The sequence below is a fragment of the Pseudomonas syringae pv. cilantro genome, assembly GCF_001293775.1.
GTDB classification, from domain to species: domain Bacteria; phylum Pseudomonadota; class Gammaproteobacteria; order Pseudomonadales; family Pseudomonadaceae; genus Aquipseudomonas; species Aquipseudomonas syringae_P.
Genome location: NZ_LGLN01000013.1, coordinates 1 through 21,564, shown reverse-complemented (window position 1 = coordinate 21,564; position 21,564 = coordinate 1). Strand labels below are relative to the sequence as shown.

The 21,564-nt window shown below is 61.0% G+C and carries 18 protein-coding genes; 3 read left to right on the top strand and 15 right to left on the bottom strand.

Annotated elements, in window-relative coordinates; genetic code table 11:
* Positions 1–41: 41 nt before the first annotated feature.
* The 6 genes from ABJ99_RS01465 to ABJ99_RS01440 form a co-directional block, all read right to left on the bottom strand.
* On the bottom strand, positions 42–1,007 hold the full coding sequence (locus tag ABJ99_RS01465; protein ID WP_054084310.1) for a 2-oxoglutarate and iron-dependent oxygenase domain-containing protein: 966 nt from the start codon (positions 1,005–1,007) through the stop codon (positions 42–44).
* Positions 1,008–1,083: 76 nt separating this feature from the next.
* The gene (locus ABJ99_RS01460; RefSeq protein WP_054084309.1) at positions 1,084–2,178 is read right to left on the bottom strand and encodes a BMP family ABC transporter substrate-binding protein; all 1,095 of its coding nucleotides are present in this window, start codon (positions 2,176–2,178) and stop codon (positions 1,084–1,086) included.
* Positions 2,179–2,501: 323 nt separating this feature from the next.
* Positions 2,502–3,293, bottom strand: coding sequence for a Fe(3+) dicitrate ABC transporter ATP-binding protein FecE (gene fecE / locus ABJ99_RS01455; RefSeq protein WP_054084308.1), 792 nt, complete (start codon positions 3,291–3,293; stop codon positions 2,502–2,504).
* 4 nt (positions 3,294–3,297) lie between these two features.
* Positions 3,298–4,266: an iron chelate uptake ABC transporter family permease subunit gene (locus ABJ99_RS01450; protein WP_054084307.1), complete on the bottom strand. Its 969-nt coding sequence runs from the start codon at positions 4,264–4,266 to the stop codon at positions 3,298–3,300.
* Positions 4,263–5,252: an iron-dicitrate ABC transporter permease FecC gene (fecC, locus tag ABJ99_RS01445; RefSeq protein ID WP_054084306.1), complete on the bottom strand. Its 990-nt coding sequence runs from the start codon at positions 5,250–5,252 to the stop codon at positions 4,263–4,265. Before fecC ends, ABJ99_RS01450 begins: the two co-directional genes overlap by 4 nt.
* A complete protein-coding gene (locus tag ABJ99_RS01440; RefSeq protein WP_054084670.1) occupies positions 5,253–6,173 on the bottom strand; it encodes a Fe(3+) dicitrate ABC transporter substrate-binding protein FecB in 921 nt (306 codons plus the stop codon). It abuts the gene before it with no gap.
* Between the two features lie 244 nt (positions 6,174–6,417).
* On the opposite strand from ABJ99_RS01440, the gene ABJ99_RS01435 reads away from it, so the two are divergent.
* Positions 6,418–7,506 (top strand): calcium:cation antiporter, encoded by a 1,089-nt coding sequence (locus ABJ99_RS01435; RefSeq protein WP_054084305.1) that lies wholly within the window; start codon positions 6,418–6,420, stop codon positions 7,504–7,506.
* A 415-nt stretch (positions 7,507–7,921) separates the two neighbouring features.
* On the opposite strand, the gene ABJ99_RS01430 is transcribed toward ABJ99_RS01435, so the two are convergent.
* The 9 genes from ABJ99_RS01430 to ABJ99_RS01390 all read right to left on the bottom strand — a co-directional run bounded on the left by ABJ99_RS01430 (position 7,922) and on the right by ABJ99_RS01390 (position 18,281).
* On the bottom strand, positions 7,922–9,277 hold the full coding sequence (locus ABJ99_RS01430) for an 8-oxoguanine deaminase (protein WP_054084304.1): 1,356 nt from the start codon (positions 9,275–9,277) through the stop codon (positions 7,922–7,924).
* 122 nt (positions 9,278–9,399) lie between these two features.
* Entirely contained in the window at positions 9,400–10,089 is a 690-nt protein-coding gene (locus ABJ99_RS01425; protein WP_054084303.1) for an SDR family oxidoreductase, read from the bottom strand.
* Between the two features lie 182 nt (positions 10,090–10,271).
* Positions 10,272–11,198: an ABC transporter permease gene (locus ABJ99_RS01420; RefSeq protein ID WP_024672244.1), complete on the bottom strand. Its 927-nt coding sequence runs from the start codon at positions 11,196–11,198 to the stop codon at positions 10,272–10,274.
* Complete coding sequence (locus ABJ99_RS01415) at positions 11,198–12,298, bottom strand: ABC transporter permease (protein ID WP_054084302.1); 1,101 nt, start codon at positions 12,296–12,298, stop codon at positions 11,198–11,200. Before ABJ99_RS01415 ends, ABJ99_RS01420 begins: the two co-directional genes overlap by 1 nt.
* A gap of 11 nt (positions 12,299–12,309) precedes the next feature.
* Positions 12,310–13,863 carry an ABC transporter ATP-binding protein gene (locus ABJ99_RS01410; protein WP_054084301.1) on the bottom strand — a complete coding sequence of 518 codons (1,554 nt, stop codon included), beginning with the start codon at positions 13,861–13,863 and terminating at the stop codon, positions 12,310–12,312.
* Positions 13,864–14,377: 514 nt separating this feature from the next.
* Positions 14,378–14,971 carry an IMPACT family protein gene (locus tag ABJ99_RS01405; protein ID WP_054084300.1) on the bottom strand — a complete coding sequence of 198 codons (594 nt, stop codon included), beginning with the start codon at positions 14,969–14,971 and terminating at the stop codon, positions 14,378–14,380.
* Positions 14,972–15,004: 33 nt separating this feature from the next.
* Entirely contained in the window at positions 15,005–15,667 is a 663-nt protein-coding gene (locus tag ABJ99_RS01400; protein WP_054084299.1) for a TetR/AcrR family transcriptional regulator, read from the bottom strand.
* Between the two features lie 90 nt (positions 15,668–15,757).
* Entirely contained in the window at positions 15,758–17,173 is a 1,416-nt protein-coding gene (locus tag ABJ99_RS01395; protein WP_054084298.1) for a uracil-xanthine permease family protein, read from the bottom strand.
* Positions 17,174–17,360: 187 nt separating this feature from the next.
* Complete coding sequence (locus ABJ99_RS01390; protein WP_054084297.1) at positions 17,361–18,281, bottom strand: LysR family transcriptional regulator; 921 nt, start codon at positions 18,279–18,281, stop codon at positions 17,361–17,363.
* Positions 18,282–18,398: 117 nt separating this feature from the next.
* Here ABJ99_RS01390 and aptA point away from each other — a divergent pair, with 117 nt between their 5' ends.
* Entirely contained in the window at positions 18,399–19,739 is a 1,341-nt protein-coding gene (gene aptA / locus ABJ99_RS01385) for an omega-aminotransferase AptA (RefSeq protein ID WP_162491524.1), read from the top strand.
* Between the two features lie 106 nt (positions 19,740–19,845).
* A complete protein-coding gene (locus ABJ99_RS01380; RefSeq protein ID WP_054084295.1) occupies positions 19,846–21,339 on the top strand; it encodes a CoA-acylating methylmalonate-semialdehyde dehydrogenase in 1,494 nt (497 codons plus the stop codon).
* The last annotated feature ends 225 nt before the right edge of the window (positions 21,340–21,564 follow it).

The window sequence follows — 21,564 nt, the reverse complement described above, 5'->3', positions numbered from 1 at the left end:
CAGATGCACGCCGCTGCGCAGGGTAAAACCTGACCGAGCGTTCAACTCGCTTCCTGTTCGCGACGGTACGCGTAGGTGTCAGCGAAGCGCGAAAGCAGAAATTCGGCACAGGTCGTCACAGGATAGCGGGCCGGATGAGTTGCGCTTTGACAGCCGGGCAGGCACTCGATGCGCGTGTCCGGGTGGGGTTCGGCGAAGAACGGCATCGAATAGCGATCGACGCCCAGCGGGCTGATCACCCGGTGCGGCGTGGACAGGTAACGGTCATTGCTCCAGCGCGCCATCATGTCGCCGAGGTTGACCACGAAGGTGCCGTCGATGGGCGGCGCGTCGATCCATTCGCCGCGCACGTCGCGAACCTGCAGACCGCCGGCTGTGTCCTGATACAACAACGTTATGCAGCCATAATCGGTGTGCGCGCCTGCGCCCTGTTGCTCGCTTGACGTCGCCGTGTGGCGCGGCGGGTAGTGAATCATGCGCAGCACGCTGACCGGGTCTTTGAAGCGCTGATCGAAAAAATCGCGCTCGATGCCCAATGCCAGGGTCATGGCGCGCAGCAGGGTTTGCGCCAGCGCCTGCATGTCCAGGTAATGCTGTTCCATCAGGTCTTCCCAGCCGGGAATGTCCGGGTGCCGATTGGGGCCGCGCAGCGGTTTGCCGGCCAGCACGTCGGGATGATTGGCATCCAGATGCAGGCCCATGTCGAAGGTTTCTTTCAGGTCGCTCGGCAGGCTGGGGTCCAGTTGCTCGGTGGCGATGGCGCCGTAGCCGCGATGGTGCGTGCTTTGTGTAATGTCGATGCGCAGCTTTTCGGCAGCATCGCGGGCGAAGAAGTCCTTGGCGGCGGATTGCACCTGTTCAATGCGCTCGGCGCTGATCGGGTGGCCTTTGATGTAGAAAAAGCCCCATTCCCGGCAAGCACTGTCGATCTGCGTGGCGACCGCCTGCCAGGCCTGAGTGTCTGTGCCGTAAAGCGGGCTGATGTCGATGACGGGAAGCTGGTCCATTAACCGGTCCTGAAAAGCAGGTGATGTTCAGTCTCAATGATCGTGCCCGCCGAAGCGGGCACGAGACGCCAACCTGTTATTTAGGCAGTTCGGCCTTGATGCCTTCAACGTAGTAGTTCATCGACGCCAGCTCGGCGTTGGTCGCGACCACTCCATCAGCAATCTTGACTGTGCCGTTCTGGTCCTTGATCGGGCCGGTGAACGGGTGGAATTCGCCACTTTCGATGCTGGCGATGATTTTCTGCGCCTCGGCCTTCACGTCAGCAGGCACCACATCGCTGATCGGCAACTCGACTGTGCCTTCTTTCAGACCACCCCAGTAGTCCTGAGGCTTCCATGTTCCTGCGATGGCGCCCTCGGCGGCCTGAATGTAATGCGGGCCCCAGTTGTTGACGATCGAAGCCAGTACCGCTTTCGGCCCGAAGTGCGCCATGTCTGAAGCGTAGCCCACGGCATACACGCCACGACGCTCGGCGGTCTGGATCGGTGCCGGGCTGTCGGTGTGCTGGAAGACCACGTCGACGCCCTGATCGATCAGCGCGTTGGCGGCGTCGGCTTCCTTGCCCGGATCGAACCACGAGTTGACCCACACCACTTTGATCTCGGTGCCGGGGTTGTATTTGTTCAGCGCCAGCTGGATGGCGTCGATGTCGCGCAGCACCTCAGGGATCGGGAAGGAGGCGACATAACCGATCTTCTTGGTTTTGGTCATCTTCGCCGCGATGTAGCCGCTGACGTAGCGGCCTTCATACGTGCGGGCCAGATAGGTGCCCATGTTCTTGTCCTGCTTGTAGCCGGTCGCGTGCTCGAACTTCACTTTCGGAAATTGCCTGGCCACTTTCAGGGTCGGGTTCATGTAGCCGAAGGAGGTGCTGAAGATCAGGTCATAACCGCCTTTGGCCATGTTGCGAATCACCCGCTCGGCGTCCGCGCCCTCCGGCACGTTTTCCACGTAGCTGCTGATGACCTTGTCACCCAGCGCCTTGACCATCGCCTGACGGCCCTGCTCATGCTGATAGGTCCAGCCGTGGTCGCCGATAGGGCCGATGTAGACGAAGCCGACCTTCAGCGGATCGGCTGCCGAGGCGAGCAGGCTGGAGCCGATGCCAACGACAGCGGCCATGGTACACAGCAGTTTTTTCAGGGGACGACGTGGGTTGGTCAGGTGCATCGGGTCTAGCTCCTTGCGGTCTTGTTGGAGGGCATGCTCCAGCAATGCAAATAACTGACCAACAGGACAACTATGCTGCCAGCGCGCCTTTGATTCTGCCCAAAGGGCGTGGGAGCGGACTTGTCCGCGAAAAAGGCGGCATATTTCCCGAAAATGAATCGTCTGAACTATGGTCTTCGCGGACAAGTCCGCTCCTACACAGTGCTGCTCTTGATTCTGGCCGGAGGCCGTGGGAGCGACCGCGGCCTTCGGCCAGAATCAAGAGCAGCGCTGTGGACAACGCGAAATGCAGCGCGACGGTGCAGGTGCGAGCGCCAGCGCTGTCAACTGGTGCAGCGGGTGCTGCGTTCGACGATGCACATCGGCGTGCCGGCCACGGGCTCGCGCATGATCTGCACCTGTACATCGAACACCTGGCAGACCAGCTCGGCGGTCAACACGTCGCCCGGTGCGCCGCAGGTCACCAGACGTCCGCCCTGCATCACCGCCAGATGGTCGGCATAGCGGCAGGCCTGATTGATATCGTGCAGCACGGTAATCACCGTTTTGCCTTCGGCGCTGAGCTCACGCATCAGGTCCAGCAGCTCGACCTGATGGCTGATGTCCAGGTAGGTGGTCGGCTCGTCGAGCAGGACGATGGCCGCGTCCTGCGCAAGAATCATCGCCAGCCATGCGCGCTGGCGCTGCCCGCCAGACAGATCCGAGAGCGGGCGTTCGGCCAGCGTCTCCAGTTCCATGCGCTGCATGGCCTGATCGACACTGCGCTGATCGGCTCCGCTCAAGCGCCCCCACAAACTGTTGTGCGGGCTACGGCCGTAAGCGACCAGTTGGCGCACGCTGACGCCTTCGGGAATCGGCAGCACTTGCGGCAGAAACGCCACCTTGCAGGCCAGATCCCGGGCAGATAACTGACTATAGGCTTTGCCGTCCAGGCTCAGGCTACCCGACTGCGGGGTGAGGATGCGCGCAAAGGCTTTGAGCAGCGTGGACTTGCCGCAGCCGTTGGGGCCGATCAGCGCCGTAACCTGCCCCGCGGGCGGGCTGAACGACAGGTCCTGCACGATGCGGGTTGCGCCGTAGCCGATGTCGAGGTGCTGCGCCTTCAGAATGCTCATGGGATCAACCTTTGAATCGGGCCAGCAGCCAGAGAAAATACGGAGCGCCGATCACCGCGGTGAGAATCCCGGCCGGAATTTCGCTGGGGGCGATCAGCGTGCGGCCCAGGGTATCGGCCAGCACCAGCAGCAAGGCGCCCAGCACCATCGACGCGGGCAACAGGTATTGATGATGGCCGCCCACCAGCCGACGAGCCATGTGTGGCGCGACCAGACCGACAAAACTCACCGGTCCGATGATACCGACGCCAAGACTGGTCAGCAGCACGGCACTGCCCATTGCCAGCCAGCGAGTACGTTTCAGGCCGGTGCCCAGGCTCTGCGCGGCCTCATCGCCAAGGCCGATCAGGTTCAGTGGCTTGGCCAGCAGCAGGCTGAGCGGGATTAACAGCAGAAGCGGCGTGGCCAGCAACACGTGGTGCCAGTTGCGGCTCCACAAACTGCCGGTCAGCGCCAGCAGGGCGGTGTTGATGTCCAGCGGATTGGCCAGGATCAGGAATTCAGTGATGCTCGACAGCGTGACCGCAATCGCTACCCCGGACAGCGCGAAGCGGACTCCGGAAAACTGTACGCCGGTGTTGTACAGCGCCAGCAGCAGAGCGCCCGCCGCGCCGCCCAGGCAGGCTACGAACGGCAGCGCTGCCACCGGCAAGTTCGGCAGGCCGATGATGGCGATGGTCAGCGCCAGCCCTGCGCCCTGCGTCACGCCCAGAATTTCCGGCGAGGCCAGCGGGTTGCGAATCACACCTTGCACGATGGCGCCCGCCAGACCGAGCGCGCAGCCGGTCATGATCGCAATCAGGCCGCGTGGCAGGCGATGATTCCACACTTCGAAGTCCTTGCTGTCGTGGGCGATCAGGTGATCGAGCACCGCGTCGGGTGTCAGCCAGACTGTGCCGGCACTGAGACTCAACAGCAGCGCCAGCGCGAGCAGCATGATCAGCAAGGACAGGCGTGCGCGGGGCTGGGTCATAGCGCGCGCCTCGCCAGAATCAGGAAGAACGGCGCGCCGATCAAGGCGGTCACTACCCCGGCCGGCGTTTCGACCGGAAACGCCACGGCGCGGCTGATCAGGTCAGAGGCCAGCACGATGGTAGCGCCCAGCCCGGCACTGATCGGGATCAGCCAGCGGTAGTCGTTGCCCAGCCATTGGCGGGCGATGTTGGGTGCGATCAGGCCGACAAAGCCAATCGGCCCGACCGCACACACGCTGGCCCCGACCAGCAGCAGGCTGACCACGAACACCAGCAGCCGCAGCGCGCCAATACGCACGCCCAGCGAGCGCGCTGCATCTTCACCGAGGTTGATCAGGTTCAAGCGCGGCGCACAGGCAATCGCCAGCACCAGACCGATCAGCGTACAAGGCCAGAGCAGTTGCAATTGATCGGCACCGACATTGGCCAGAGAACCGGCCAGCCAGTTGAGGACGCTTTGCGCCTGGGCTTCGACGAGAATGACCGTGAGGCGGGTCAATGCCGCGCAAAGTGCCGCGACCGCAACGCCTGCCAGCACCAGACGCCCTTGCGCGGTGGCAGGCGACCATGCGCCGCCAAGGCTGAACACGGTAATCCACGCCAGCGCGCCGCCGAGGCAAGTCATCAGCAGCGCGCCGCCGGGGAAGGGCAGGGCGACCAGGCCGGTGGAAAACAGCGCCAGCCCCAACGCTGCTCCAGCAGTAACGCCGAACAGGGACGGAGAAGCCAGACGATTACGGGTGATGCCTTGCATCAACGCCCCGGCGACCCCGAGACACGCGCCGACCAGCGCGGCGCACAGGGCGCGCGGCACCCGCAGTTGCGCGACGATATAGGCAATGTTGCCGCCCTCGCGACCTTGGGTGAACAGCCCGTTCCAGGCGTCGACCTGCCGAATGCTGAACGACGACAGGGCGAACAGCGACACCCAGAACAATCCCAGGCAGGTCGCGGTGATCACGCCTGCCATCAGCCAGCGGCGCATTTACGGGTTCAGCACGGCCTTGCCGCCCTTGAGCACGGCAAGCGCATCGTCGGCAATCTGCTCGGACGCCATGATCCCGCGATTGCGTGCCCAGCTGTCGCCATCGACTTCAGCCACCTGTTTATTGCGCACTGCGCCGAGCACCTGCCAGAGCGGCTGCTTGCTCCAGCTGTCGACAATGCTCGGACGACGATAATGACCGACCAGCAGCCAGGCGGGGTCCAGCGCCAGCAGTTGCTCCAGGCTGACGAACTCGGTGGGTGCCGCATCTTTACGTACTTCCGGCACCTGCAAGCCAATCGCTTGCAGCACGCTGCCTGCATAAGAGTGCGGACCATGCACCGAGAAGCTGTCTTCGCGGGCAACACCGAACAGCACCTTGGTGTTGGCCGGAATCTGCGCGGCGACGGTTTTGAGGTGCTGTCTGTTTTCCGCGATGCGGGCCTGCATTTGCGGCCCCTTGCCCAGCGCCACGCCGATCAGCTCGGCGGATTTCAGGCTGCCTTCATAGTCTTCGCCACGCGAGGGCAGCATCAGGGTCGGCGCGAGGCTGGCCAGGTCGTTGTACAGCGCCTGATGACGGCCGAGGTCGGCGATGATCAGGTCCGGCTTGAGCCGCGCGATCACTTCGATACTGGGTTGCGAGCGCAGCCCCACCGACTGCCATTCGCCTACCGCCTTGCGCACTTTTGGCAGCACGCGATTGGCATCGCCATCGTCTGCGGCACCAACTGGCGTCACGCCGACCGAAGCCAGCCCGTCGAGAAACGAAAACTCCAGTACCACCACGCGCTTGGGGGGGGCTGGCAGATGGACTTTGTGCTGGCCGTCATCGAGATCGATGGGCGCTGCCTGTGCGGCGCTTGCCAGCAGGCTCAGCAGGCCGCAAGCCACCAGATGCGGAAGTCGAGAAGCACGCATGGCGAATGTCCTTTCTAGCAGAAGCAGAATCGTGAAAAACAGACGCGTCACAAAGGCCGCGACCAAAACGGCGGGCACTATTTCACATCGTGGCGACGGGATCAAAAGTCATTTACGTGTGGGTGCAATTCTCATTCGGGCTATTTTATGAAACCTTTTGACACACACGCTACTCTGAGACGCTTCACTGTCGGCCACCTTCATGTACATCCGCGGCGATGTCGCAAGGTTTGGGGAATAAAAAATGGGCGCATTGCTCAAGCAAGAAAAGTTTCTGCTGCTGGCGATCATCGCCATGTTCGTCGCCTATCCACTGGAGCACGTGCTGCTGGGCAATGGCCAGGTCGTTGCGTTGGTGTCCGGGCTGGCGCTGGTCGGCTTCATCGTCTGCGCGTCGATGCGCGTTGCCCATCACGCCGAGATGCTCGCGGAAAAAGTCGGTGATCCCTACGGCACCATGATCCTCACGCTGTCAGCGGTGCTGGTCGAAGTGGTGATCCTGGCGATCATGATGAGCAACGAGCCATCGCCGACACTGGTGCGTGACACGATTTACTCCGCCGTGATGCTCGACATCAACGGCATTCTTGGTCTGGCCGCATTGATGGGCGGGATCAAGCACGGCGAGCAGTCGTACAACGACGATTCGGCGCGCACCTACAGCGTGATGATTCTGACCGCGATGGGCGTGTCCATGGTCGTGCCCGAGTTCATTCCCAAGGGCGACTGGAAGATCTATTCGGCGTTTACCATCGGCGCGATGGTGCTGCTCTACACGTTGTTCCTGCGTATGCAGGTCGGCCCGCACAGTTACTTTTTCAGCTACAGCTACCCGGAAAAGAAGAAGCGCCAGGGCCAGGCCGAAGAGCATGAGCCGGTCAATCTGACTCGCTCAATTGCCACACTGATTGTCGGCGTGGTGGTGATCGGCGCGCTGGCCGAAGTAATGTCGAAAACAGTCGATCTGGGCCTGGAAGGCACGGGCGCGCCGCCGGTCATGACGGCGATTCTGGTTGCCGCCATTTCCGCCGCGCCGGAGATCCTCACCGCCTTGCGCGCAGCACTTGCCAACCGCATGCAGTCGGTGGTCAACATCGCGCTGGGAGCCTCGCTGTCTACCGTGATTCTCACCGTTCCGGTCATGGAAGCCATGGCTCTTTACAGCGGCCAGCCGTTCCAGATGGCCATGACCCCGGTACAGACCGTGATGATCTTCATCACCCTGCTGGTGTCCGCCATCAACCTTAATGACGGCGAAACCAACGCCATCGAAGGCATGACCCACTTCGTGCTGTTCGCGACGTTCATCATGCTGTCGTGTCTGGGGCTTTAGGGTCTGTTCCCGTTTCATCGCGAGGCTGCGTTACTCGACACTCATTTGGAACAACCAGACTTCGTGTCTCCNTCGTGTCTCCTGCCTTGCCTCGCGGCAAAACAGACTCCGACGCGGCCGCGATGAAACGGGAACAGACCCTAGGGCTTCAGGTGAAATTCTGGAAGCTCATCGTTATATACAAATCTCGTGGGAGCGAGCCGGGCGACGTTTCGCTTGCTCGCGAAGAGGCCAGTACAGTCCCCGGAAATGGAGTGTTTGAACCACCGCCTTCGTGAGCAAGCTCACTCCCACAAAGGTCTATGTCTAGCCTTCCAATGCGGTTCTTTAGCCCCGTTTTCCGGACTAGTCAGGACTTGTGTATAACGATGAGCGCGGTGCATGGGCACGATCGTCGAGATATCGCTCCGCACGCTCAACCCTGAATCAACTCCCGCGCTGCCTGGCGGTGATCGGCGATCAGCTGCTTGATATCCAGCCCTTCGACCTGCCCCTCGATCACTCGCCACTGCCCGGCAATCATCACCCGGTCCGCACGATCTGCGCCGCACAGCAGCAGCGCGGACAGCGGATCGTGGCTGCCGGAAAAACGCAGTTCGTCCAGCTTGAACAACGCCAGATCCGCCTGTTTTCCGACCGCCAGCTCTCCGATATCCGTCCGGCCCAGCAGTTGCGCCGAGCCCTTGGTCGCCCAGCCGAGCACCAACTGCGGGGTGATTTTTTCCGCGCCATAGCGCAGGCGTTGCAGGTACAGCGCCTGACGGGTTTCGAGGATCATATTCGAGGCATCGTTGGACGCCGAGCCGTCCACGCCAAGGCCAAGCGGCGCGCCCGCAGCGATAAGGTCCAGGGTCGGGCAAATGCCGGAAGCCAGGCGCATGTTCGAGCTGGGGCAGTGGCAGACGCCGGTGCCCGCTGCGCCAAGGCGGGCGATTTCATCGGGGTTGAAGTGGATACCGTGGGCCAGCCAGGTGCGGGGGCCGAGCCAGCCGACGCTGTCCAGATAATCCACGGTACGCAGACCGAAACGTTGCAGGCAGAAGTCTTCTTCATCGAGGGTTTCGGCCAAGTGCGTGTGCAGGCGTACATCAAGTTTTTCTGCCAGGGCCGCGCTCTCTGCCATGATCTGTGGCGTGACCGAGAAGGGCGAGCAGGGCGCCAGAGCGATCTGAATCTGCGCCCCGTCGCCGCGCTCATGGTAAGTCTCGATCAGGCGCTGACTGTCGGCCAGAATCACCTCACCCTGTTGCACGGTCTGTTGCGGCGGCAAACCACCGTCTGCCTCGCCCAGGCTCATGGAGCCGCGTGTCAGCATCGCGCGCATGCCGAGTTCGCGCACGCTCTGCACCTGCACATCGATGGCGTGCTCCAGCCCGTCGGGAAACAGATAGTGATGGTCGGCAGCCGTCGTGCAGCCCGACAGCAACAGTTCCGCCAGCGCCACTTTGCTGGCGACGGCGAGCTTCTCCGGCGTGAGACGCGCCCACACCGGGTACAGCGTCTTGAGCCACGGGAACAGCGGCTGGTTGACCACCGGTGCCCAGGCGCGGGTCAGGGTCTGATAGAAGTGGTGATGGGTGTTGATCAACCCCGGCAGCAACACATGCTCACGGGCATCGAACGTTTGATTGCAGTGCTTTGACGGGAGCTGCCCGGCGGCCAGCACTTCAGTGATGACGCCGCCTTCGATCACCAGACCGCCACGGGCGTCCAGCTCATTGGCAGTAAACACGGCGAGGGGATTTTTCAACCAGATACGGATCGCGGGCATGGGCCGGCTCCTCTGAAAAGGGTTCAGGGTTAGCCAGCTCAGTGATGCCCTGTCTGCTGATCCAGGGTTGCCGGGGTTTTGTGCGCCCCGGCGAAGGACAACGATTCTAGTTGAGCAGCCTGTTACCAGGCAATCGTCTTGCCCTGGTAATCGATGAAGTGATGGCCGCCTTTGCCGGCGTAGGCATTGAGCTGTTCGACAAGACCGGTGGTGCTGGTCAATACGTCGATGGCTGCATTTTCACCGCCCATGTCAGTCTTGACCCAGCCCGGGTGCATCGACAGTACGGTCGGGCGGTTTTCGCCGAGTTCGGTGACGAAGGTGTTAGTCATCGAATTGAGCGCGGCCTTGCTGGCCTTGTACAGCGCAAGGTTTGCGCCATCCGGGCAGGTGACGCTGCCCAGCCACGAACTCATGAACGCGATGACACCGGTTTGCGGACGGACCTGCGCGACAAAGCGCTCGGCCAGCCGAATCGGTGCGACCGCGTTGGTCAGGAACAACTGGCCCAGCTCGGCAGCGGTCGACTTCGCGGCGCTTTGATGCTCTGCACCCGAGATCCCGGCATTGACGAACAGCACGTCGAACACTTCGCCGCGCAGCTTCTGGACCAGCACTTCCAGCGAAGCGGTTTCGTCGAGGTCGACGGCTTCGATGCGTACGTCTTTAACCTTTCTCAGGTTTTCGGCGTTTTGCGGATCACGCACAGTCGCGGTGACTTTCCAGCCTTGTTCAGTCAAACGCTGAACCAGCCCGAGCCCCAAACCACGCGAGGCACCGATAATGAGGGCGGTTTTCTGGGTAGTGGTCATGAATGATTCCTTGGCAGATTGAGAGACAGATTCCATGGCAGCGCCAGCAAGATCTCTCGAAAGTTTCGACCTTGCAGCGTACTCCTGCCTATGCAGCGTTGGAATCTCTGTTAGCCAGAAACGTTCAAGGCAGATGCTTGACGCCGAGCATTGGCACGCTAGTCACCTTCCAGCCCCGCCCCTCAATGCCCCGCCCGCCAAGGTTGCCCCAGCGAAACCGGCGCATACAGCCGGGTGCGCAGGGCGTCGCGGGAGAGCAGGACGAGGACGATGATGGTGGCCACATAAGGCAGCATCGCCAGCAGGTTGGACGGGATCGCCAGGCCGATGCCCTGCGCGACCAGATGCAGAATGCTGGCGAGACCGAACAGGTAGGCACCGAGCAGCAGGCGCCAGACGCGCCAGCTGGCAAACACCACCAGTGCCAAGGCAATCCAGCCGCGTCCGGCGCTCATGTTTTCGGCCCACATCGGCGTGTAGGCCAGCGACAGGTAAGCACCGGCCAGGCCGGCCATCGCGCCGCCGAACAGCACCGCCAGGGTCCGCACCCGCAACACCGGCAAACCCATGGCGCTGGCGGCGTCCGGGTTTTCGCCGACGGCCTGGATGATCAGCCCGACGCGGCTTTTCAGCAGCGCCCAAGCCACCAGCGCGAACAGCGCAAACGATAGGTAGACCAGCAGATCCTGGGCAAACAGCATGCGGCCGATCAGCGGTATATCGCTGAGAAACGGAATCGCCACCGGCTCGAAACCGCTAAGCGGCTTGCCGACCCAAGCCGCGCCGACGAAGCTGGACAGGCCGACACCGAAAATAGTCAGTGCCAGGCCTGTCGCCACCTGATTGGCATTGAACACCAGTGCCACCACGGCAAATAGCGCCGACAGCAGCATGCCCGCCAGCATGGCCAGCAACACGCCCAGCCAGAGGTTGCCGGTGCTCAGTGCGATGATAAAACCGATCACCGCACCAAACAGCATCATGCCTTCCTGACCCAGGTTGATGACGCCGCTCTTCTCGCAGATCAGTTCGCCCAGCGCGACCAGCAGCAGAGGCGTGCCGCAACGCACCATGGCGTAGAAAATATTGCTCAGCAGGTCGATGTCCATCATGCAGCTCCTGTGACGGGGGTCATCTGGCGCTTGGCCCAGCGTTGTTTCAAGCGTGGGCGGTAGAGAATCAGCACGTCACAGGCGAGCAGGAAGAACAGCATCATGCCCTGAAACAACTGAGTGATTGCGAGGGGCAGGTTCAAGGTCATTTGCGCGCTTTCTCCGCCCAGATAAAGCAGGGCGATCAGCAGGCTGGAGAACAGAATGCCGATCGGATTCAGGCGGCCGAGAAAAGCCACGGTAATCGCGGCGTAGCCATACCCCGGCGAAACCTGCGGCACCAGTTGACCAATAGGACCGGTGACTTCCGAAACGCCGGCCAGCCCGGCCAGCCCGCCGCTGATCACCAGCGCCAGCCACACCAGTTGTTTTTCACGAAAGCCGACGAACCCGGCTGCACGCTTGTCCAGCCCCAGCACTTTGATCTGGAAGCCGATGAAGCTGCGTTGCAGCAACACCCAGACCGCGACCAGCGCGAACAGGGCGAAATACACCCCGATATGCGCACGGCCATCTTCCATCAACAGCGGCAGACGGCTGGCATCGCCAAAGGTCGCGGATTCCGGGAAGTTCATGCCTGCCGGGTCCTTGAGCGGGCCATGCACGAAGTACAGCAGCAGGTTCAGCGCGATGTAATTGAGCATGATGCTGGTGAGGATTTCGTTGGCGTTGAAGTGAGTGCGCAGCCAGGCCGTCACGCCCGCCCATGCCGCGCCCGCCAGAGTCCCGGCCAGTAGCACCATGACCAGCGCCCAGCGGCTTTCCATCTCGATGATGTTCACCGCCACGGCACTGCCCGCCAGCGCGCCGAGCAGCAACTGGCCCTCAGCGCCGATGTTCCAGATGCGCGCCTGATAGGCGACCGCCAGGCCCAGCGCGCAGAGCAGGATCGGCAAGGTTTTGACCATCAGTTCCGACAGGCCGTACATGTCGCTGACCGGTGCGATCAACAGCGTGTGCAGCGTCACCCACGGGTCAAGACCCAGGCCGATGAACAGCAGCGAGCCGCAGACCAGTGTCAGCACGGCGGCCAGTAACGGGGAGCACCACAACATGGCGCGCGATTGCTGGCCGCGCGGTTCCAGAGAAAGCAACATGTTTTGCTCCGTTAACCAGGCGTGTGTGCCTGGGTTTGAGAATGATCGAACTGGCCCGCCATCCAGCCGCCGATCTGCACGGTGCTGGTCTGTTCAGTGGGGATCAGGTTGGAAAGCTGGCCGCCGCTGAGGGCGGCAAGTCGGTCGCTGATCTGGAACAGTTCGTCCAGATCTTCGGAAATCACCAGAATCGCTGCGCCCGCATCACGCAAGGCGATCAGCGCGCGGTGAATCGCTGCGGCGGCACCGACATCTACGCCCCAGGTCGGGTGCGCGGCGATCAGCAGTTTCGGCTTTTGCAGGATTTCCCGACCCAGAATGAATTTCTGCAGGTTGCCGCCCGACAGGCTGCGCGCCGCGGCCTGCGCATCGGGTGTCTTGACCGCAAAGCGGCGAATGATTTCGTCGGCCAGCGCACGCACCTTGCCACGCTGAATCAGGCCGTTGCTCACCAGCCCTTGCTGGAAGGCGGTGAGCAAGGCGTTGTCGGCCAGGCTCAATTCCGGTACGGCGCCATGCCCGAGGCGCTCGGCCGGGACAAACGCCAGGCCGCGCTTGCGCCGGGCATCAGGCCGCAAATGCCCGACCGGCGTGTCTGCGAAACGCAGGGTTGCCGCCTGCGCGTGCGTCAGCGTTTGTTCACCGCTCAGCAGCGCAAGCAATTCATCCTGGCCGTTGCCCGCCACGCCTGCGATACCGACGATTTCGCCGCTGCGCACGTCCAGGCTCAGATTTTTCAGCGAGCAGCCAAACGGATCGGGGTTGTGCCAGGACAGCCGTTCAACGCGCAGAAACGCCTCGCTGCCGCTGGCTTTCGCATAATGCGCGGTCAGGCCCTCGGCATCGCCGACCATCATCCGCGCCAATGCCAGGTCGGAGCACTCAGCCGGAATGCAGTGCCCAGAGACTTTGCCGTTGCGCAGTACGGTCGCGCTGTGACACAAGGCCCGCACTTCGCCAAGCTTGTGGCTGATGAACAGGATGCTGCAGCCTTCTTCGGCCAGGTGCCGGAGGGTGACGAACAGCTCTTCGGCCTCTTGGGGCGTGAGTACCGAGGTGGGTTCATCGAGAATCAGCAGGCGAATGTCCTGCATCAGGCAGCGGATGATTTCGACTTTCTGCCGCTCGCCAATCGACAGGCTGTGGACCAGACGCTGAGGTTCCACGGCCATGCCATAGCGCTGCGACACTTCACGAATGCGCGGTTCAAGTTGTTTCGGCGTGCCCGCCGCCGCGCCCATCGCCAAGGCGATGTTCTGCGCGACACTCAAGGTTTCGAACAGGGAAAAATGCTGGAACACCATGCCGATACCCAGGCTGCGTGCCTGGGCCGGGTTGCGCATGACCTGCGCCTGGCCTTGCCAGATGATCGACCCGGCATCCGGCTGGGTAACGCCGTAGATGATTTTCATCAGCGTGCTTTTGCCCGCGCCGTTCTCGCCCAGCAAGGCGTGAATCTCGCCGGGCTGGATCGTCAGATCGACCGCATCGTTGGCCAGGCAGCCAGGATACTGCTTGGTGATATGGCGCAGCTGGAGGCGCGCAGGTATCGCGTGGTTTGACATGAAAGGCTCTAAGGCAGAAGTGGTTCTGCCTGTGCATAAAGCAAAATCCTGGCCAAGGAGTCAGGATTCAGGCGGGTTGCACCGAATCAGGCGCTGATCAGGATTTTTTGAGAATCTCGGCCTCCAGATGCAGCCGGTTCAGCACCAGTTCGGGGCAGACAGGCCGATCAGTGCGCCGATTATGGCTCATTGTCCTGAGCAAAAAACGTACAGCAGCCGTCGACGGCGGTACATCCAGCGGATACGCGAGCCTTGCACCTGTTATCCACAGGTTCTTCCACAGTTAATGTGCGCAAGCCTGTGCGTTGAGAATAATGCCGTGCGGGCTAGCTTCCAATGGTGCTAAAGCGCCCTAACAGACTGTTTTAACGCCGTTTTCGACGCATCCACTACGGATTGTACAAAAAGTGATCATTTGCCGGAAACGCCCGCACGGTAAGGCGTGCAGTGGAGTGTGCTCAGCTTATCCACAACCGGGTGCACAGTAGATGTGGGCAATTGTGGAAGGGACTTTTCAGGCGTCTGCCACGCCTTGCAACAGGATACGTCCACGACTCAGGTCTGCTAACTGGCGTTGTAGTGCGCCCAGATGCTCGAGGCCGATGGCAATCCTCATCTGTACGCCATTGGCGGTGAACGCCTCGCTTTCCAGCACGCCGTTCAGCTCGGCCAGACGCACTTTGACCAGAGCCAGCTCACTGAAGCTGCATGCCAGATCGAACGATGACCGTTGAATCAACGGCAGGCGTTCGGCCTGCTGCAAACACTTGTTGGCACCACCGCCATACGCCCGCGCCAGGCCGCCCGTGCCCAGTTGAATGCCGCCATACCAGCGAATCACCAACACCACGACCTGATCGAATTCCTGCGCTTCGATGGCTGCCAGAATCGGTCTGCCTGCGGTGCCGCCCGGTTCACCGTCGTCATTGCTACGGTATTGGTCGTCCAGTTTCCAGGCCCAGCAATTGTGGGTCGCGTTCAGGTCGCTGTGCTGTTCGATGAACGCCTGTGCGTCAGCCGGGCTGGCGATGGGGGCGGCGAGCGTGATGAAGCGGCTCTTGCGAATTTCTTCACGAAACTCGCAAGGGCCGACGAGGGTAAAAGGCATTCAGGTGTCCTTGCTGGCGGCAAGGCACCAATTCTACAAGGCTGGCGGCGTCAGCCCACAACCTTTGAGGATGATCCGTATCAGATTGTCGCTGGCCTGATCCATATCCTGCCGGGTCAGGCGGCTGCGTCCGGTCACGCGGCAGATCTGGGTCGCGAAGTCGGCGTAATGCTGGGTGCTGCCCCACAACAGGAAGATTAAGTGAACCGGGTCGACCGGGTCCATTTTGCCTGCATCGATCCACGCTTGAAAAACCGCTGCTCGCCCCTGAAACCACAGGCGGTAATCCTGACTGAAATATTCGCTCATGCATTCGCCGCCGCTGATGATCTCCATGGCGAATATCCGCGAAGCCTGTGGCTGACGCCGTGAGAACTCCATCTTGGCGCGAATATAGCGCGCCAGCGCCTCGGCCGGATCGTCGTCGACGCTGAGGTGATTGAAGGTGCTGTCCCACAGATCGATGATGTTGCTCAGCACCGCGACATACAGGCCAAGCTTGTTGGTGAAGTAGTAATGCAGGTTGGCTTTCGGCAGTCCGGCTTTCAGGGCGATGGTGTTCATGCTGGTGCCCTTGAAACCGTGGCGGGCAAATTCATCTTCGGCTGCCTGGATAATCGCTACCTCGTTTTTCTGACGAATACGGCTTGCGGGCTTGGGGACGTGAGCGCCGTGCGCTGGGACTTCAAGGGTCATGGGCAATTCCGGGCAGGTCGTGGGGGCACAACAAGTGAACAGATAACGCACCAGCGGCAATCCGGCAAGCGCTGGTGTGGCTGTCGACAGTTATCGTGGTTGCTCAAGGGGATCGGGTTCCATAACAGGCTCGCTCTGGGTGACGGTAACAGTGCTTTCCGGGATCAACAGGCACAGGACGATGGCCGTGAGGCCGCCGCTGGTGATGGCCGAGTCAAACAGGTTCTGTACCAGTTTGGGCATGAGATGCAGCAGTGCTGGCTGCGCTGCGATACCCAGACCGACGCCGAACGAGGTGGCGATAATCAGCATGCTGCGTCGGTCCAGAGGCGACTGCGCCAGAATCCGCACGCCTGCCGCCGCGACGCTGCCGAACATCACCAGCGTTGCGCCGCCCAATACCGGTTTGGGGATTTGCTGGACAATGGCCCCGACATGCGGGAACAGGCCGAGGATGAACAGCACCGCGCCGATGTACAGACCGACATAGCGGCTGGCGACACCGGTCAGCTGAATCACGCCATTGTTCTGCGCAAACGTGGTGTTGGGAAACGCACTGAACGTGGCGGCAATCATGCAGCTCACGCCATCGCCCAGCACGCCGCCCTTGAGACGTGCCACATAGCTCGGGCCGCTGATGGGCTGGCGCGCCAGCATGCAATTGGCGGTGAGGTCGCCGACGGTTTCGATACTGCTGATCAGATAAATCAGCGCGACCGGCAGGAATGCGGTCCAGTCAAAACTGAAACCGAACCTGAACGGCACCGGCACGCTGATCAATGGCAGATCGTGAATGGGCTGTGGCACCAGTTTGCCGCTGAACCACGCGGCCAGACTGCCGACGGCCAGGCCGATAATGATCGCCGACAGGCGCACCCAGGGCGTGTTGGAGCGGTTGAGTACAATGATCACCGCCAGTACGAACACGCCCAGCGCAAGATTCAACGGCGCGCCGAAATCTGGGGCGTTGAAGCCGCCACCCAGATCGGTCACGCCAACCTTGATCAGGCTCACACCGATCAGCGTGATCACGATGCCGGTCACCAGCGGCGTGATGACCCGCCGCAACTGGCCGATGCAGCGACTCAGAACGATCTGTACCAGCGCACCGAAAAAACACACGCCGAAGATCATCGCCATGATGTCTTCCGGGCTTCCCCCACGCTGCTTGACCAGAAAACCCGCGGACAGCACCGCGCCGAGGAATGCAAAGCTGGTGCCTTGCAGGCAGATCATGCCGGCGCCGATACCGAACGGCCGGCGTGCCTGAATGAAGGTGCCGGTACCCGACACCATCAGGGCCATGCTGATCAGGTACGGCAAGTATTCGGTCAGGCCGAGCGTCGAGCCGATAATCAGTGGCGGGGTGATGATGCCGACGAAACTGGCGAGAACGTGTTGCAGCGCTGCCAGTGTGGCCGTCAACGGTTTCGGTCGGTCGTCGAGGCCGTAGATCAGGTCGCTGTTCTCGTCGTTGTTAAAGCTTTCAGCGTTTTCAGGCTGCATGGCGAAGTCTCGGATTGGGCAGTGCCATGTGCTGGCGTGTCGTTATCAGGAACGCGTGCAAAAAACTGTCCACTTGCTCAGGTTATCTCGCCGTGAGCTTATTTATTGCCAGATATATCAGCTTGATAGCACCTTTGGGACTCTCCATGAAATGGTGCCCGTTGAGCATTTTCCGCACAGCAGTGTGTCAGCGGGTAGCAGCGAGTGCTTCCAGAAAGCTTTCCAGCACCAAATGAGGGCGTCGACCTTTGCGTGTGACGGTGACCAGATTGAGGTCATAGAATTTCGATTCAGGTTTCAGCGCGCGCAATCGGCCTTCCTGTACCCAGGCGTTGGCGTAGTGGTCCGGCAGGTAACCAATGTAGCGTCCGGTCAGAATCAGAAACGCAATGCCTTCCCGGTCGGACGCGCTGGCGGTACAGGCGAGCCCCTGATAGAGATCCTGAATATCGTGGGGCAGGCGAAAAGTCGGAGCGATAGCGTCTTGTTGCGCCAGACGCTCGTCGTCCAGCGCGGCGTTTTCTGCGTAAAACAGCGGGTGACCGACAGCGCAGTAAAGCAGCGAGCGCTCGCTGTACAGCGCGTGATATTCCAGGCCCGGCAAGGCGCTCGCCTGCGGTACAACGCCGACATGCAGCCCGCCATCCAGCACGCCTCGCTCGACTTCGGCGGGCGCGCTCATGCGGATATTGATGTGTACGCCGGGGCCGCGCTCCTTCAGGCGCGACAGCGCATGGGTGATGCGCATGTGGGGGAGGGTGACGAGGTTGTCGGTCAGGCCGATGTTCAACTCGCCACGCAGGTTCTGGTGCAGACCGTTGACCTCGGTTCTGAAGCTTTCCAGGGCGCTGAGCAACTGCAGCGATGACTGATAAACCTCGCGCCCTTCATCGGTCAGCGAGAACCCGGCCCTGCCTCGTTGACAGAGGCGCAAGCCAAGGCGCTGTTCCAGGTCGCTCATCTGCTGACTGATGGCGGACCGGCCTATGCCAAGCACGCTTTCTGCCGCCGAGAAACCGCCAGCCTCGACGACGCTTTTGAAAATACGCAGCAAGCGAATATCAAAGTCACTGACCTGCGCCAAGGGATCGGGACGGCGGATGCTCATTGTTTAGTCATTACCTAACTAAAGATCAGGAAAATCAGGTTTTATGAACTTTAGTCGCGTGGCACCTTGGTTGCAATCACTGTTCGTTCAAGCGCCTGCGAGGCCTGCCCCATGAATATGTTCGAAGCGACCAACGTGCCTGTCACCCGCCAGCTGAAACTCGATGCGCACTGGATGCCCTACACGGCGAACCGCAATTTCCAGCGTGATCCGCGCATGATCGTCGCGGCCAGCGGCTGCTACCTGACAGACGACAAGGGGCGCAAGATTTACGATGGGCTTTCCGGTCTGTGGACCTGTGGGGCAGGGCATACGCGCACGGAGATTCAAGAGGCTGTTTCGCGACAGTTAGGCGTGCTGGATTACTCACCGGGCTTTCAGTTCGGCCATCCAGCGTCCTTTCAACTGGCGGAGAAAATCACTGACCTGACACCGGGCAACCTCAATCACGTCTTTTATACCAACTCCGGCTCCGAATGCGCGGACACGGCAGTGAAGATGGTGCGCGCCTATTGGCGGCTGAAGGGGCAGGCGACCAAAACCAAGATGATCGGTCGTGCGCGTGGTTATCACGGCGTGAATGTGGCCGGCACCAGCCTGGGCGGAGTGAATGGCAACCGCAAGATGTTCGGCCAGTTGATGGATGTCGATCATCTGCCGCACACCCTGCTGGCCAGCAATGCATTCTCCAAAGGCATGCCCGAGGCCGGCGGTATCGCGCTAGCCGACGAAATGCTCAAGCTGATCGAGCTGCATGATGCGTCGAATATCGCGGCAGTCATTGTCGAGCCGATGGCGGGCTCGGCTGGTGTAATCGTTCCTCCACAGGGCTACCTCAAGCGTCTGCGTGAAATCTGCGACCAGCACAACATCCTGCTGATCTTTGACGAAGTGATTACCGGGTTTGGCCGTACAGGTTCGATGTTCGGCGCCGACAGTTTTGGCGTGACGCCGGACCTGATGTGCATCGCCAAGCAGATCACCAATGGCGCGATCCCCATGGGCGCGGTGATTGCCAGCAGCGAGATCTATCAGACCTTCATGAATCAACCGACGCCGGAATACGCCGTCGAATTTCCGCACGGCTACACCTACTCGGCGCATCCGGTCGCCTGCGCAGCGGGGCTGGCAGCGTTGGAGCTGTTACAGCGTGAGAATCTGGTGCAGCAAGCGGCGGAAATCGCCCCGCATTTTGAAAGCGTGCTGCACGGTATCAAGGGGGCGAAGAACGTCGTCGATATCCGCAATTACGGATTGGCCGGTGCCATCCAGCTCGCTCCGCGTGATGGCGATGCCATCGTGCGTCCGTTTGAAGCCGGTATGAAGCTGTGGAAGGCTGGTTTCTATGTGCGCTTTGGCGGCGATACCTTGCAGTTTGGCCCGATGTTCAATAGCCAGGCGCAGGATCTGGACCGCTTGTTCGATGCAGTTGGCGAGACGCTGAACCTGATCGACTGATTCTGCGCGCAGGTCTTCTTCTTTTATAGGTAACTTTTCATATAGGTAACTTTTCAGCCTCGGGCGCAGCGTCATTCGCGCCTGATGCCGTCTTTTGGAGCTTTTCATGAGCAGCATTCAGCACCTGATCCATGGCGAATTCGTTGCCGGTAACGGTCGCACAGCCGACGTGTTCAATCCTTCGACCGGGCAGGTCATTCACCAGGTAGCACTTGCCAGCCGCGAAACCGTTCAGCAAGCCATCGACTCCGCCAAGGCTGCCTTCCCGGCCTGGCGTAACACGCCACCGGCCAAGCGCGCGCAGGTGATGTTTCGTTTCAAGCAGTTGCTGGAACATAACGAGGCGCGTATCGCTCGACTGATCAGTGAAGAGCACGGCAAGACGCTCGAAGATGCGGCGGGTGAACTGAAGCGTGGTATCGAAAACGTGGAGTACGCGTGCGCTGCGCCGGAGGTGCTCAAAGGTGAGTACAGCCGTAACGTAGGGCCGAACATCGATGCATGGTCTGACTTCCAGCCGTTGGGCATTGTTGCCGGTATCACGCCGTTCAACTTCCCGGCCATGGTGCCGTTGTGGATGTACCCGTTGGCCATCGCGTGCGGCAACTGCTTCATCCTCAAGCCATCGGAGCGGGATCCGAGCTCAACCCTGTTGATCGCCGAGTTGCTGCACGAAGCCGGATTGCCGAAGGGTGTCCTCAACGTGGTGCATGGCGACAAGGTGGCGGTTGATGCGCTGATCGAAGCGCCGGAGGTGAAAGCGCTGAGTTTCGTGGGTTCGACACCGATTGCCGAGTACATCTATAAAGAAGGCGCGGCGCGAGGCAAGCGGGTCCAGGCGCTCGGTGGTGCCAAGAACCATGCGGTGCTGATGCCGGATGCGGATCTGGATAACGCGGTCAGTGCGTTGATGGGCGCCGCCTATGGTTCGTGCGGTGAGCGCTGCATGGCGATTTCGGTTGCGGTCTGCGTGGGTGATCAGGTTGCCGATGCGCTGGTAGCCAAACTGGTTCCGCAAATCCAGAACCTGAAGATCGGTGCCGGTACGACTTGCGGCCTGGACATGGGGCCGTTGGTTACCGGGCAGCATCGCGATAAAGTCAGCGACTATATAGAAGATGGGGTGCAGTCGGGCGCGACCCTTATTGTGGATGGCCGGAATCTTCAGGTTGCCGGGCATGAAGCGGGCTTCTTCATGGGTGGCTGTCTGTTCGATCGCGTGACGCCAGCGATGCGCATCTATAAAGAAGAGATCTTCGGGCCTGTGTTGTGCATCGTACGCGTGGACAGCCTGGAGCAGGCCATGCAACTGATCAATGATCACGAGTACGGCAACGGCACGTGCATCTTTACCCGTGATGGCGAGGCGGCGCGACTGTTCTGTGATGAGATCGAAGTGGGCATGGTCGGGGTCAACGTCCCGCTGCCGGTGCCGGTTGCCTACCACAGCTTTGGCGGCTGGAAGCGCTCGCTGTTCGGCGATCTGCATGCATACGGGCCGGATGGCGTGCGCTTTTATACGCGTCGCAAGGCGATTACCCAGCGCTGGCCGCAACGCGCCAGTCATGAAGCGTCGCAGTTTGCGTTTCCTAGCCTGTAAATTCTCCGGAGGGGAGATCGTCTTTATAGAGCGATTTCCCCTGTTTACCGGGTGTTGAGGAAGTGGAGGGCAGATTTCTGAAAATAACGGTTGACGCCCTCTGTGATGTGTCTATAATTCGCACCACTTCCGGCGCAGACGGAAACGAAAAAGTCTTGTAGATCAATGGTTTACGAGGGTTTGGAGTGGCAGGTCGGCGAGGAAGGAGGTCGAGTCTGGAGTGAT